The sequence below is a fragment of the Pseudarthrobacter defluvii genome, from assembly GCF_030323865.1.
Classification (GTDB): Bacteria; Actinomycetota; Actinomycetes; order Actinomycetales; family Micrococcaceae; genus Arthrobacter; species Arthrobacter sedimenti.
This window is the reverse complement of the sequence record NZ_CP066362.1, coordinates 4,207,790-4,221,453: the sequence shown is the minus strand read 5'-3', so window position 1 is coordinate 4,221,453 and position 13,664 is coordinate 4,207,790. Positions and strand designations below refer to the sequence as shown.

The 13,664-nt window shown below is 60.6% G+C and carries 11 protein-coding genes; 8 read left to right on the top strand and 3 right to left on the bottom strand.

Annotation, left to right across the window (positions count from 1 at the left end; genetic code table 11):
* Positions 1–369: 369 nt before the first annotated feature.
* The 8 genes from rpmH to JCQ34_RS19540 all read left to right on the top strand — a co-directional run bounded on the left by rpmH (position 370) and on the right by JCQ34_RS19540 (position 6,094).
* Positions 370–507, top strand: coding sequence for a 50S ribosomal protein L34 (gene rpmH / locus JCQ34_RS19575; RefSeq protein ID WP_062008104.1), 138 nt, complete (start codon positions 370–372; stop codon positions 505–507).
* Between the two features lie 40 nt (positions 508–547).
* On the top strand, positions 548–958 hold the full coding sequence (rnpA, locus tag JCQ34_RS19570) for a ribonuclease P protein component (protein WP_286400621.1): 411 nt from the start codon (positions 548–550) through the stop codon (positions 956–958).
* Positions 951–1,343, top strand: a complete 393-nt coding sequence (yidD, locus tag JCQ34_RS19565) for a membrane protein insertion efficiency factor YidD (protein WP_286400619.1) — start codon at positions 951–953, stop codon at positions 1,341–1,343. The genes rnpA and yidD overlap by 8 nt, the downstream gene beginning before the upstream one ends.
* A 15-nt stretch (positions 1,344–1,358) precedes the next feature.
* The gene (yidC, locus tag JCQ34_RS19560) at positions 1,359–2,330 is read left to right on the top strand and encodes a membrane protein insertase YidC (protein ID WP_286400617.1); all 972 of its coding nucleotides are present in this window, start codon (positions 1,359–1,361) and stop codon (positions 2,328–2,330) included.
* The gene (locus JCQ34_RS19555) at positions 2,330–2,893 is read left to right on the top strand and encodes a protein jag (RefSeq protein ID WP_286400615.1); all 564 of its coding nucleotides are present in this window, start codon (positions 2,330–2,332) and stop codon (positions 2,891–2,893) included. The genes yidC and JCQ34_RS19555 overlap by 1 nt, the downstream gene beginning before the upstream one ends.
* Positions 2,894–2,913: 20 nt before the next feature.
* On the top strand, positions 2,914–3,564 hold the full coding sequence (rsmG, locus tag JCQ34_RS19550; RefSeq protein WP_286400613.1) for a 16S rRNA (guanine(527)-N(7))-methyltransferase RsmG: 651 nt from the start codon (positions 2,914–2,916) through the stop codon (positions 3,562–3,564).
* Positions 3,565–3,653: 89 nt separating this feature from the next.
* Positions 3,654–4,736: a ParA family protein gene (locus tag JCQ34_RS19545; RefSeq protein ID WP_286400611.1), complete on the top strand. Its 1,083-nt coding sequence runs from the start codon at positions 3,654–3,656 to the stop codon at positions 4,734–4,736.
* Between the two features lie 65 nt (positions 4,737–4,801).
* Positions 4,802–6,094 (top strand): ParB/RepB/Spo0J family partition protein, encoded by a 1,293-nt coding sequence (locus JCQ34_RS19540; RefSeq protein WP_286400609.1) that lies wholly within the window; start codon positions 4,802–4,804, stop codon positions 6,092–6,094.
* Positions 6,095–10,421: 4,327 nt separating this feature from the next.
* On the opposite strand, the gene trxA is transcribed toward JCQ34_RS19540, so the two are convergent.
* The 3 genes from trxA to JCQ34_RS19525 form a co-directional block, all read right to left on the bottom strand.
* The gene (gene trxA / locus JCQ34_RS19535) at positions 10,422–10,748 is read right to left on the bottom strand and encodes a thioredoxin (protein ID WP_286400607.1); all 327 of its coding nucleotides are present in this window, start codon (positions 10,746–10,748) and stop codon (positions 10,422–10,424) included.
* 34 nt (positions 10,749–10,782) lie between these two features.
* On the bottom strand, positions 10,783–11,739 hold the full coding sequence (gene trxB, locus JCQ34_RS19530; protein WP_286400606.1) for a thioredoxin-disulfide reductase: 957 nt from the start codon (positions 11,737–11,739) through the stop codon (positions 10,783–10,785).
* 227 nt (positions 11,740–11,966) lie between these two features.
* A complete protein-coding gene (locus tag JCQ34_RS19525) occupies positions 11,967–13,652 on the bottom strand; it encodes an ABC transporter substrate-binding protein (protein ID WP_286400604.1) in 1,686 nt (561 codons plus the stop codon).
* Positions 13,653–13,664: the final 12 nt, after the last annotated feature.

The window sequence follows — 13,664 nt, the reverse complement described above, 5'->3', positions numbered from 1 at the left end:
CGTGGATAATCGGCTACTGGGACACTCTAGGGGATGAAAAGCCTAGAAGATAGCTGGCTATCCGGCTGTGGATAATTACACTGTTGTGGTTCTCCGAATGGCCTTGTGAGCCACTTCATCCACAGGCTGTTGGGGATACTTAGGCACAGCTGGGGACAGCCGGAGAAGGACCTCCCGGTTTGACTCCGGGCCGCGGATTGCCCTAACGTTGTGAAGTCCTTTGTGTCCGCTTTTTGGCCCCATTTGAACTATCCAGTCGCAGTGCGCCTGGCCAGTCGGGGGAAGCGTGCATATACAAAACTTAGCGTCGGCCAGTTCTTCCCCATACTGATCGGGTGGACGCACCTTTGATCCACTGGAGTAACTAACGTGAGCAAGCGGACTTTTCAGCCGAATAACCGCCGTCGAGCCAAGAAGCACGGCTTCCGCCTTCGTATGCGTACCCGTGCCGGCCGTGCCATCCTGGCAGCCCGTCGTGGCAAGGGCCGCATCGAACTGTCGGCCTAAATAACTGGCTCGTCGGTAGACATCCCTTTGCGAGTTTAAGGTGCTGGCCGCCCGCAACCGCCTGAGGACTTCAACCGATTTTTCAACAACTGTACGTTCCGGTGTCCGCAATGGGCGCCGGAACGTAGTGTTATATGCGGTAGCCATTGCTGCCGACGAACCCAGCCGGATCGGGTTCATTGTTTCCAAGAGTGTAGGGAACGCTGTGGTCAGGAACCTCGTTAAGAGGAGACTGAGGGAAGCAGCTGCTGCATCGCTGCGCGAGCACGGTACGGGACTCGCCATCGTGGTGCGGGCGCTTCCTGCGTCTGCCACCGCCAGCTGGGACCAGCTGCTGTCGGACTACAACGCTGCACTGGGATCTGCGCTGAACCGGCTGGCCGGCCGCCCTTCACGGGCTGCCGCCAAAGGTTCGGCCGGTACAACACAGGAGGGGACAACGCGTGCCTAACGCCACTGCCGTCGTCGCCCATTCCCGCCACCTGTTGGCCGCCGTCGGGAGGTTCCTCTGGGACCTGCCCCGGAACATCCTCATCCTTCTGCTGATGGCCTACCGCAAGGTGGTTTCTCCCTTGTACGGCCCGGTCTGCCGATTCTTCCCTTCATGCTCGGCGTATGCCCTTGAAGCGGTCACCGTCCATGGCGCCGTCAAGGGAAGTTGGCTGGCAGCCCGGCGCCTTGGCCACTGCCACCCATGGAATGCCGGCGGCGTGGACCACGTCCCCGCCGGCCGCCGGGAATGGCCCGAAGGCCGGACCCCCACAATTGTTGTGCTGAACAATCCGGACATTTACCGGGTTGATCGGACTGATGAACAAGGCCGCAGTGCGGCCTGACGAATAGGGATAAGTATGGACATCTTTGGAACAATAATCGCCCCGTTCAAGTGGCTGGTTTCGTTCATCATGGTGGCGTTCCACGACGGGCTCAGCGCCATTGGCATGCCCGCGGAGAACGGCTGGACCTGGACTTTGGCCATCATCGGGCTGGTGCTGGTGATCCGTGCCGCCCTCATCCCCGTGTTCGTCAAGCAGATCAAGGCGCAGCGCGGCATGCAGCTGCTGCAGCCCGACCTGAAGAAGCTGCAGGAAAAGTACAAGGGCAAGACCGACCAGCTCTCCCGCCAGGCCATGGCCCAGGAACAGATGGCCATGTACAAGAAGCACGGGACCAACCCGTTCTCCGCCTGCCTTCCCATGCTGATCCAGATGCCGTTCTTCTTTGCACTCTTCCAGGTGCTGTCGGGCATCTCGCAGGCCAAAGACCAGGGCGCCGGCATCGGTGCCATGAGCCACGAACAGGTTGTCGAGTTCGATGCGTCCAGCATTTTTGGGGCTCCGCTGTCCGCTTCCCTGCTGCACGGCGGGGGTGGTGGCGGCCAGGTTGCCGTGGTGGTGCTGTCGATCGTGATGATCCTGGCCATGACGGCCTCGCAGTTCATCACCCAGAAGCAGATCATGGCCAAGAACATGTCCGAAGAAGCCATGGCCAGCCCGTTCATGCGCCAGCAGAAGATGATGCTTTACATCCTGCCCATCGTCTTCGGTGTGGGCGGCATTAACTTCCCCATCGGTGTCCTGATCTACTGGACCACCACCAACCTTTGGACCATGGGCCAGCAGTTCTTTGTCATCCGCCGCATGCCGACGCCGGGATCCCCCGCAGCCAAGGCCCTCGCCGAACGCCGTGCCGCCAAGGGCCTGCCGGCACTTTCTGTGCTGACCGGCAAGCGGGACGAAGCAGCCGACGCCGCCGCGGCCGCCGCAGTTGAGATCAAGGGACAGCGTGTCCAGCCCCAGCGCAAGAACAGGAAGAAGAAGTAATGTCTGCCGAGAGCACCGAGCACGCCTTTTCTGAAGAGATCGAAGATCAGGACGTTTCCGTGAACCAGGATGCTTCCGCCGCCAAGGTTTCCGCCGCCAGCCGCCTCGAGGAAGAGGGGGACGTCGCTGCCGACTACCTGGAGGAACTGCTGGATATCGCCGATATCGACGGTGATATCGACATTGAGGTCCGCAACGGCCGCACCTACATCTCCATCGTCGCCGAGGAGGAAGCCGAGGGTCTCGAAGGCCTGGTTGGCGAAGACGGCGAGGTCCTTGAAGCGCTCCAGGAGCTGACTCGGCTGGCAGTCCTGTCGGCCACGGAAAACCGTTCCCGGCTTGTCCTGGACATCAATGGCTACCGGCAGGAGCGCACGGGCCACCTGCAGAAGATTGCCGAAGACGCCGCGGCGTCCGTCAAGGAAACCGGCAAGTCGGTGGCACTTGAACCGATGAGTGCCTACGAACGCAAGATTGTTCATGATGCTGTGGCCGACCTCGGCTTGGTCAGTGAGTCCGAGGGCGAAGGCGCCGGACGCCACATTGTTGTTTCCGCGGACTAGAGAATGCTGACCCGATAACCATGGTTGACATCACGGCAGCAGAACTGCGCGCTGCTGAGAAAATCTTCGGCGACCGGCTGGACCTTGCCAAGCGCTACGTGGAGCACTTGGCCACCTCAGGAACTGAGCGGGGCCTTATCGGGCCACGGGAGGTGCCCAGGTTGTGGAGCCGGCATGTCCTCAATTGTGCAGTCATCGAAAGCGAGATTCCCCCGGGAAGCCATGTTGCCGACGTCGGAAGCGGCGCCGGACTGCCTGGCCTGTGCCTTGCCATTGCGCGCCCGGACCTTGAGCTGACGCTCATCGAGCCGCTGGAGCGTCGCGTGATCTGGCTCCAGGAAGTGGTGGATGACCTTGGCCTGGAAAACGTCACAGTCATGCGTACGCGCGCCGAGTTGGCCGTAGGGCAGGTGGAGGCTGACGTGGTAACCGCCCGCGCCGTTTCGGCCCTGACCAACCTGGCCGGCCTCACCATCCCGCTCCTTGGCGGCCACGGTGAAGTGGTGGCCATCAAGGGACGCAGTGCGGGGGAAGAAATCGAGAAGGCGGCCAAGACCATCCGTAAGCTGGGTGGCGTTGAGACCTCGGTACTGACCGTAGGTGACAACCTCCTCGAGGAGCCCACTACGGTGGTCCGCATTGTGGTGAACAAGTCCCAAAAGAAGTCCTGACCCGGGCCCGCTGACGGCTGTCAGCAGGCAGGAGCAGTTAGGCTAGACAACGGCAGCAAAATTGGCTGAACGAGAGTGAGTGTGCCCCAGTGACCAGTAGTGAAGCCTCCGCACAACGGATCCCGCCGTTTGTGTCCCTGGGGTCGGCACGTTCTGTCGCTGGGTCCGGACTTGCCGGTATCGGCATGGCTCCCGCCCGGGGTGGAAACCACCCGAAAGCAGGTGTCTCCGCTGCGTCGGGCAATGCAGTTTCACGTGAAACAACCACGAACGGTCGATCAAACGTCATCGACGCGATCGACGACTCCAGCCCCATTGCACGGGAGCTTGCCCATGAAACGAAGCGCCGTGAGCGTCTGATGGGACGTCAGCTCCCTCGCCCCGAAAAGACCCGTATATTCACGGTGTCCAACCAGAAGGGTGGAGTAGGCAAGACCACCACCACGGTCAACATCGCCGCGGCTTTGGCAGCGGCCGGACTCAATGTGCTGGTCATCGATATCGATCCCCAGGGCAATGCCTCCACCGCCTTGGGCATCGAGCATCATGCAGACGTTGACAGCATCTATGACGTCCTGATCAATGACGTCCCTCTTGCCGACGTCGTAGCCCCGTGCCCGGATATCGGAAAGCTCATCTGCGCGCCGGCAACGATCCACCTTGCAGGGGCCGAGATTGAGCTGGTGTCCCTTGTGGCGCGCGAGCAGCGGCTGCGCCGGGCCATCGATGTCTACGCGAAGGAACGCGAGAAGAACGGCGAGGACCGGCTGGACTATGTGTTCATCGACTGCCCACCCAGCTTGGGCCTGCTGACCGTCAACGCTTTCTGCGCAGCCAGTGAGGTGCTGATCCCCATTCAGTGCGAGTACTACGCACTGGAGGGCCTGAGCCAGCTGCTCAAGAACATCGAGATGATCCAAAAGCACCTTAACGCGGACCTCGTTGTGTCGACCATCCTGCTCACCATGTACGACGGCCGCACCAACCTCGCTGCCCAGGTCGCTGCGGAGGTACGCCAGCACTTCCCCGAACAGGTCCTCTCGGCCGTGGTTCCACGGTCCGTCCGCATCTCCGAAGCCCCCAGCTACCAGCAGACGGTCATGACTTACGATCCGTCCTCAAGTGGTGCCCTGTCCTACTTGGAAGCCGCCGCTGAAATAGCGGAACGCTAGAATCTTCAATACCGCAACGCACGGAGCAAGGGTCAGCCCGGCTCTACCACTGGAGGGATTTACCCATGAGCGAGAAGCGACGGGGCCTAGGCCGCGGTCTTGGCGCGCTGATTCCAAGTTCCGCCGCAACCAATGGTTCCGGCAACGGTGGGGCGGTATCGCGGCCTGTTGATCTGTTCTTCCCGGAAGGACGCAGGAAGGCAGAACCCTCAGAGCAGCCTGCAGCGGCAGCAGTCACCGGAATGCAGAGCAAGGAGGCGGCAACTCCCGCCACCCCGTCTTCTTCAGCTAAAGCAGCTGCCTCCAAGGCCGCTGCCGATAAGAGCAGCGATGATAAGAAGCCAGCCTCGGCGGCTGCTCCCGCTTCGGCAAAGAGGGCTCCTGCCAGGAAGTCCCCCGCAGCGGGATCCAAGGCTGCCGCCGCCGAACCACCTGCCGCAGTGGAAGATTCGGAAGCCCCAAAGCCGGTGGATATTTCACGCCCCGAAGAGCCTGCTCAGGCCGGTGTGGCTGCCGACTCCGGCGTCGGGCTGGTGGAAGTTCCCGGTGCACGTTTCGCCGAGATTCCGGTGTCAGATATCCACCCGAACCGGAAGCAGCCGCGCAATGTTTTCGATGAAGACGACATGGCGGAACTGGTTCACTCGGTTCGCGAGATTGGGGTGCTCCAGCCCGTTGTTGTTCGCACATCAACCGAACCCGGTAGCGAACCCTACGAGTTGGTCATGGGCGAACGCCGCTGGCGCGCCGTCCAAGCCGCTGGGCTCGAAACCATTCCTGCGATCATCCGCGATACGACGGACGACGACCTTCTCCGGGACGCTCTGCTCGAGAACCTCCACCGCAGCCAGCTGAACCCGCTGGAAGAGGCAGCGGCCTACCAGCAGCTCCTGGAAGACTTTGGTACCACCCACGAGCAGCTGGCGGACCGCATTGGCCGTTCCAGGCCGCAGGTGTCCAACACTCTTCGCTTGCTGAAACTCCCCCCGCTGGTACAGCGGCGGGTGGCTGCCGGGGTGCTGTCCGCAGGCCATGCACGTGCCCTTCTGTCGCTGCCCGACGCTGCCGCCATGGAGCGGCTCGCGCAGAGGATTGTTGCAGAGGGTATGTCAGTGCGGGCCACGGAAGAGGCGGTGACGCTGTACCAGGATCCTGCAAAGCCCACGAAGAACAACATCCCGCGCCCTGGGGCCCGGCATGAACGCCTTGATTACTTGGCTTCCTCGCTCTCCGACCGCCTTGATACGAACGTCAAGATCTCGCTCGGTGTGAGAAAAGGTAAGGTGAGCATCGAGTTTGCCAGCGTTGAGGACCTAAACCGCATTATGGATGTGTTGGCTCCGGATTCGTCTAACTGATCCCCAATAAGAAAGGCCCGATTCTTCGCGAATCGGGTCTTTTTTAGTAGTGGGCGGAGCCGTACGCTGTGATGGTTGGTGGCGGGGCAAGTAGCTGAAGGTTCTGTCCTGATATCGCAACTACATCTGCCAATCGCCGCTAGAGATTGTTGGCCGGCCCTAGACTGGCTAGCTTTCAGGGAGGCCAACGTCGAATTACGCTCTGTGGCCGCGTACATGGTCGAGCGCTTACCCTTCCCGTGGTCGCTTGCTAAGGGTTGTGTGCGCGGCCTTTTGGGGTCGCCTTCACCATTCCCACGGAGACATGCGTCTCTATCTCACTGGTAAATCCGCATAATTCTCTGATCATCATGTTCTTACACCCCCTTTTGTAACGAGAAGTGCTTTGATCCAGCTGTTGGGAGGAGTGGAAGGATTTCAGAGTAGAGGATCGTGATCCGTCCTGTCGTGCCAGTTCTACCGGTAGCCGTGACGGTAGAAGTGTTTCACGTGAAACAAGGGTGTGCTGGCGGGCCCAGCGCTGTCCTTTCCCCCACACTGACAGATGTTCTGCATCTCGCTCTCCAGCCGCCAAGTGTGCTTACAAACGTCATAGGTCCGAGCCCCCCGCGGACGACCTACCCCCTCTTTCGTTGAGGTATCTGCATTTGCCGCCCCTTGTTGTCCTTGATTGGGTGGAGGAATGCGTGGGGTTGGCACTTCCCGTTTCCTTGCGTTGTTTTTGAGGAGGACGGACTCCGCTGGGAACTGTGCAGAGCATGCTTTTCCTGGGTATCAAGCCCTATCCTTGGTGCTCGGGCGTCCCATAATGGAACCGCCAATACCGACGTTTGCTTCAAATGAATACGTATTTGCGCTTTGTACGCTGGTGTCGGACGTGCAAGAGGTATATTGCAGCGGGAGGAGGGCCTGCAGCGGGCCATGTGTCGTGTGTCGCTGTAGGCGACAGGCAGGTTTCCGACCTCACGCTTTCAGCTTGCCGCACCTAGCGCAGCATCATTTGCCTTCGGCGGGAGGGAGGTTGTGCTGCAACTACGGAAGGCGGGTCCGGAACACCGCGTTTGAGTGTGACGCACGGATCGGTGTGTGTATTGCTAGCGGCAGAGCGCCTTAACCGAATCTGCTTGGAGGTAGTCCTTTTCGGATGGTCGTTGGTAAGCCGCGTGACATTCAAAGTTGGAGACGTAGGCGGCTGTTTCACGTGAAACATCAGGAGCCGCACATGTAAGCGGCAACACGTTAAGCGACAGATCGTGAGGCTACGGGCGCTCTACTCGCGGCATTTCAGGCGCGGTTAGAAGTTCCGGGTTGGGGATTCTGGCTCGAAGGATCGTACGACCGCGCCAGGGACCGCTCCCCCTTTCGCACCGACGGTAGGTCCCAGATGTTTCACGTGAAACGACCCCAGCCATTCGTGAATCGTGCTCGGACCCTGGTATTCGGCCAGGAAAACGGCGTAGTGTCCCGCTGGTGTAGGCAGCCGGACTTGCTATCGCTCCCTCGTTCTGCCCTACTTTTAGAGGGCGCCCGCAGCGGAGGCAGGGGGCACCCCTGTACGACAGCTTCTTCCGTCACTCTATATGTGCTGTCATGCACCTGGCGTTGTCCTTGGCTGCAGCCGTCCTACGGGCTATAGACAGCGATCTCCGTCCGCACGAACGTGATGTTCGGGTCTCGTCGAGCCTCGCAGTTCACTCTCTTGAACGGGCAACGCCTCAAGGCTATTGCTTGAGGAGGACGCGACTGTCTGTAGGTCATGCCTCATCTCGCTTTGTACGGCCGGGACTCCTTCTCCTCTTAGGTTTGCGGTGCCAGGGCGGCGTATTCTGCGCCGATAGGACAGCTATATATCGCTGCTAGGTCTTGGATTCGGAAGCATAGAAGGCCCTGGCAACATGGACTCGATCTCTGTAAGGGCCACACTGAGCACATGGCATAGTCCACCGACAAGCCGCAACGTAGTCCGTCTGGCCCTTACAGTAGATTTGCGGGGCTCATGTACTGCTCGTCCTGGACGGTCCCGTTCTGCGGGAGCACGATCCCTATTAGGCTTGAGCTACACTTCTGGCACCTTGATATGGGATCCTCGAACCCTTGGGGCCTATGTTTCGCCCCTCCAAGCATCCAGTGGATAACGCTGTGGATAACGCTGTGAATATCTTTGTGGATTCCGGCCACGGCCGGCCCCTTCACGGCAGGCTGCAGCAGCGTCACACTGAGGCCATGGTCTTGGTGACCAATATCGTCATCTGCGCGCACATGGCAAGAGTATTAGTGTTTCACGTGAAACCCGCCTTTAGCGGCGGGAGCGAGGGCTGCAGCATCGATATGCACATACTTTCGGTTGGTAAGTCATCCTGCCTGGTGAGCTTATGGTCAGGGCGCCACCTGTTAGGGACGGCGATCCAGGCCTAAGTGCTTACCTCTAGGGAGGCGGCGGTCAGCAAGTCGCGTGCAACCAACAAGTAAGTCGAAAGATGGCCGCCGCTTTCGGCTGTGGATAATCTTGTGGAAACCCGAGCGTGGGTCTGTGGATAACCGTGGGGACAAGTTCGCTCGGCGGATGAGTTGTTCCGTCCTCTTGGCGGTCATGTCCCTCACGCCTACTGTATGCGGTGCTGGTGACAGGACGGACGGCCGGCTTGATTGCAGGCGCCTGGCTAAGTGCCTTGCCTGCACACGAGTCGACCTTGCCTGTTGCCTCACTTGCGTACCTGGTACGGGTGGAAGTGGAAACCCCGGGCGGAGGCCATGCTGGGTGCTAACAGTCGTCGTTGCGGTCACACTCGCACTTCCGAATGGCCCCGTTGCAGGTGCCTACCGGTGTTCTGCTCAAACCAGGGATCGAGTGCGACAGGATGTCTGCCGCGCAAGGTGCAGCGCGTGCCGCGGACCGCAGCTTCTGGCATGTCCCCGGGAATTCCACGGAATCGCTCCCCGGCCGTGGGGTCTCTGCAATTCACGAACCCAGCCCTAGGCACCGCAGCGTCTTACCCGCAGGGGGCATGCTGTCCTGTTTTCTGCGTACGACCTCGGATGGCCGCTTCTGTGTTTCACGTGAAACATGGCTGGTTCGTGAAGCAGCTGTTTCACGTGAAACGTCGCGATCCTCAGTTTCCTCTTGTTGTGGAAATTTCATGCCTTCGCCCGCATCGCCATGCTTAGGACCCAACAGCGCGATTTAGGTGTCGTATGCTCGGTGCTTTCAGTGTGCCCCGCGACAGGGCTGGCCTTACGCCGGAGATTCTAGGAGAGCGGTGCGTCAGCACGGCTGCCCGCTGCCAAATCTGGTCCGCCGGGTCGATTTGCGGTCATAAAGGCGGTGACCACTAGGCGGCTGTACGTCGGACTCCAATAGCGCTGCAGCACGTAGGCCGTAAAACGATCACTTGTGAGCCCGCCCGGCCGCTTTGTGCTGCACATTTCCAGCGCGGAGGGAGGCGGATCCTCCAGCGACCGTTACGGGACCTCTCGCGCCTTACTTCACGCTACGTCGTGCAATCGGGCAGCGTGGCTTTGGAGGGTACGTTCGTCGATTGATGGAGTGGGAGCAGCGTTGGGCAGGACTGGTAACGCGTACGGGAAGACGAGGAAAATCTGGTGCCGCGGGACAAGCACATCAAGCGCTACGCACGGAGCCGCCACCCCGGTGCATAGCCAGCAGGAACCTCGGTCTGGACGCATTAGGAGCAGCAGGCCGTACAGCACGTCCACTTATTCACGGTGCTTGGAGCTTCAACGATTCGTTGATTTGAAGCGTATGCCTTGTATTGCGCAGGTCTGGCTCCTACAGGCCGATATCTGCTGCGACTTTGTCGCCTAGCGCCACGGCGTATAGCGCAATAGCTTTATACGGAGAAGGATGGCCGCCTTTGGCTCCGTTTCACGTGAAACAAATTGGTCGCTCGGGTTATGTGAAGGGTGCATGCCCCTACTAGCGTGGCCCAGGCAATTAGTCCGTGCCAATGCCTTTCAGATGCCGCCCATCTGAACTGGGTGACTCCAAAGTCCGATAACAGCCGTTCCCACACAAATCCAGGCGCTTCTCTAGGTTCGATCCGACGACGAACCTGAATGTGCAAGAGCTGTTCCACTAAAAAGTAGGCCTCGGTTCTGGAATTCCCTTCGCACCCTCACCCACACAAGGCATGTTTCACGTGAAACAGACATCCAGCAGCTGCCCGCCCACTAGTGACAGCCCATTATGCCTAGCAGTGCACAGGAGGCACGGATTTGAGCATAGAACCCACACATGAAAAAGAGCGGCCACCGCCTCCAGGCAGTGGCCGCTCTTCTACTGGCCCACGTTCAGCATGGGCGCTTGAGCTTAGGACAGAACGTCGGAGAATTCCTTCTCGAAGAACTGCTTGGGCTTGGCACCGATAACGGTGCTCTTTACCTCACCGCCCTGGAAGAGGTAGACGGCAGGGATCGAGGTGATTCCGTACTCAGCGGCAATAGCAGGATTGTCGTCAACGTTTACTTTGACGACGTCTACCTTTTCGCTGTACTCGACAGAGATCTCGTCCAGGATGGGGCCCAGCTTGCGGCAGGGGCCGCACCATTCGGCCCAGAAATCTACGATTACCGGCTTATCGGCCGACAAAACGTCAGTGCTGAAACTTGCGTCAGTTACATCTTTAGCGTTGCTCATAACCTATCTTTCTCTTCGGACTACAGTGCGCTGATTATGCGGGCAGATCTGTCAGGTAGTGCTCAACATCAATTGCTGCCACGCAACCGGAACCTGAGGCGGTGATGGCCTGGCGGTAGGTGGGGTCAACGACGTCACCGGCAGCAAACACGCCGGAAAGGCTTGTCTTGGAGCTACGACCCTCCACCGCTATGGTTCCCTCGGGGGTCAGGGCGAGGACGTTCTTGACGAGTTCGGTCCGTGGGTCGTTGCCAATGGCTACGAAAACACCTGTAACATCGAGCTCCGACTCTGTCCCGTCGAGAAGGTTTTTCAGCCGAAGACCGGTGACTTTCTCAGTTCCCAGCACATCATCAACAGTGGTGTTCCAAATGAAACGGATCTTTTCGTTGGCCAGCGCGCGGTCGGCCATGATCTTGGAAGCCTTGAGCGTGTCCCTACGGTGGACAACCGTTACTGACTTCGCAAACTTTGTGAGGAACAGGGCCTCTTCCATGGCTGAGTCTCCACCGCCAATGACGGCGATGTCCTGATCCTTGAAAAAGAAACCATCGCAGGTTGCACACCAGCTAACTCCGTGGCCGGAGAGCCGCTTTTCATTCGGGAGCCCCAGCTCGCGGTACGCGGATCCGGTGGAGAGGATGACAGCCTTCGCCTTGAAGGTCTCCCCCGTGGCGATGGTGACCGTCTTGATCGGTCCCTCCAGCTCCAGCGCGGTTACATCCTCGAACTGGATCTCCGTCCCAAAGCGGGCGGCCTGCTTCTCGAAGTTCTCCATCAGGTCCGGCCCCATGATCCCCTCGGGGAATCCGGGATAGTTCTCCACGTCCGTGGTGTTCATCAGCTCGCCGCCGGCAGTCACGGACCCGGCCAACAGCAGCGGCTTGAGGTCCGCCCTGGCGGTATAAACGGCTGCCGTATAGCCTGCCGGGCCCGAGCCCACAATGATGACGTCGCGAACATCCGACGCCGTCTTATCTTCGATGGTCACTGGACCGTGAACCTCTTCCTTGTTCGACTCGCCTCCCCGTGGAGGCCGGCCACATGGCACAACTGTGTCCGGGTGCTGAATATTCCAGCGCCCAAGCAAGGCAAACCGCCGGCAGGATGAAAGACGAGCGATCGCAGGCAGGGCGCGTTTCCCAAACTACATTCCCGCCTGGGCTCAGTCGCTCCAGACAGTAACATGCATAGTCGTGAAGCCCCCGGGCCTCCGCCCTACTGGACCTTGATCTCAGCCAGCCGGAGGCCGTAGCCGTAACGGGTCTTGGGAGCCGCAAGCTTGGGCAGTGAGTTGATGGACACAATCACGTACTGTGCCTGCACCGGCTCCGGCAGGGGCATGTTCAGGTCAGTGGAAGTGAAGCTATTGGTTCCAACCAGCTTGGCACCGTCCGTGGTGGGCCGGTCATTGGTGTAAACGCTGATGTTGCCACCCGATCCCCCAAGCTGGGAGAGCGTGATGGAAGAGACGGTGGATTGGCTCTTCAGCTTCACCACGAGGGGAACACCCTGCGGGGCCAGGCCACCCCAGTTCTCCGTGGCGAACTCCATGTCAGACCAGTAGCTTGCGGCATTGCCGTCGTACGCCTTGATCAAGTCGCCGTCGAACGTGGCGGCAAAGTCGAAGTTACCCTGCCGGCTGACACTCTCGATAACCGGCGCAACAACCGGAGGTTTCGAGGGGGCTGCCTGCGTTGCCGGGGCGGACGGCTGCGGCGCGGTGGTGCTCGCTGCGGGTGCGGCCGTCGGCTGGGCCTGCGGTTCAGAGGTGAAGAGGCTGCCCAGGTTGGTGACGGCAAAAATCAGGCCGGCAATCAGAACCACGGCCAGCAGGCCCCCAACCAGCCAGCGCATGGAACGGGGCTGGTTTTGGGATTCATCCCTGTCATCGTCGTAGTCGTCCCGGTCAGTGAAGGAGACTCCCGCAGCAGCCGGAGACGCCGCACGGGCGAACAAGGCAGACTTGCTCTTGACCGGCCGCGTTTCGTGCTCGGCTAACTCGGCTTCCTCGTAGCGGTCTTGGTCCCCCGCCTGTGTGTAATCGTCCTCGGACCACAGGGAAACCTTCGGCTTGCGCTGCTCGGCCGCGGGCTGCGCCTGGGTGCTGCCGGCGGCCGCCGTATCGTTCGGGCCCGTGTCTGCCTCCGCGGAGGCTGCGCGTCCGGATGGGGAAGGGGCACGGTTGGCTACCGGCTGGGCAGCAGTGGCATCGGGGTCTACCCGGGAGGCTCCCGTCCCTGCCTTTGAAGCACCAGCACCTGAAGCAGCAGCACCGGTAGCGGCGGCAGCACCGGCGACTCCCGCAGCTGCACCCGCAGCAGCTCCGGCACCGCGGTGGCCATTGGGGGCGGGCTGCTGAGACGCCGGCTGCTGAGAACCAGGCTGTTGCGCGGCGGGGCGAACGGCAGGCCGGGGCGGTACAGCGGGAGCGGCACGGTACGGATCAACCTGGCTGGGGTGCGAATCACCGTAGTTGATGTAGCCGGCCTCGACGTGGTCTTCCTCGTCGTACGGCTCGGGCTCGTGGGACCGCGGCTGGCCAAAGATTTCACTGCCCAGGGTGTCCGTGAAGAAGGGTTCAATGTAGGGCGGGTTCGGGGTGACCACCAGGTCCAGCAGGTCAGCGGCAGAGGTGTGGTTGGTGATCAGGTAGGTGGCGTCCTCGGTGACGCCCAGGTCCAGGACCTGCACGGTGCCGGGGCGTTCACCGGTGGCCACTTCCCGGGCGCTCTGGGCAACCTGTTCCGTGTTCTCCGGCCCGGCAACCAGGATGCTGACCGGGCGGTTGAGGACCTGGTCCACACCGTCCAGCACCAGATCGTGGTCATGCGAGGCCAACACTGTGGCGGTGACCTTGTAGCGGCCGCCCAGTACTGATCCGACATCGATCGGGTTGGACACGTGTTCCTCCTA

Coding starts and splice junctions, on each gene's coding strand:
- yidC (WP_286400617.1), top strand. CDS start 1,359: ATGGACATCTTTGGAACAATAATCGCCCCGTTCAAGTGGCTGGTTTCG.
- JCQ34_RS19555 (WP_286400615.1), top strand. CDS start 2,330: ATGTCTGCCGAGAGCACCGAGCACGCCTTTTCTGAAGAGATCGAAGAT.
- rsmG (WP_286400613.1), top strand. CDS start 2,914: ATGGTTGACATCACGGCAGCAGAACTGCGCGCTGCTGAGAAAATCTTC.
- JCQ34_RS19540 (WP_286400609.1), top strand. CDS start 4,802: ATGAGCGAGAAGCGACGGGGCCTAGGCCGCGGTCTTGGCGCGCTGATT.
- trxA (WP_286400607.1), bottom strand. CDS start 10,748: ATGAGCAACGCTAAAGATGTAACTGACGCAAGTTTCAGCACTGACGTT.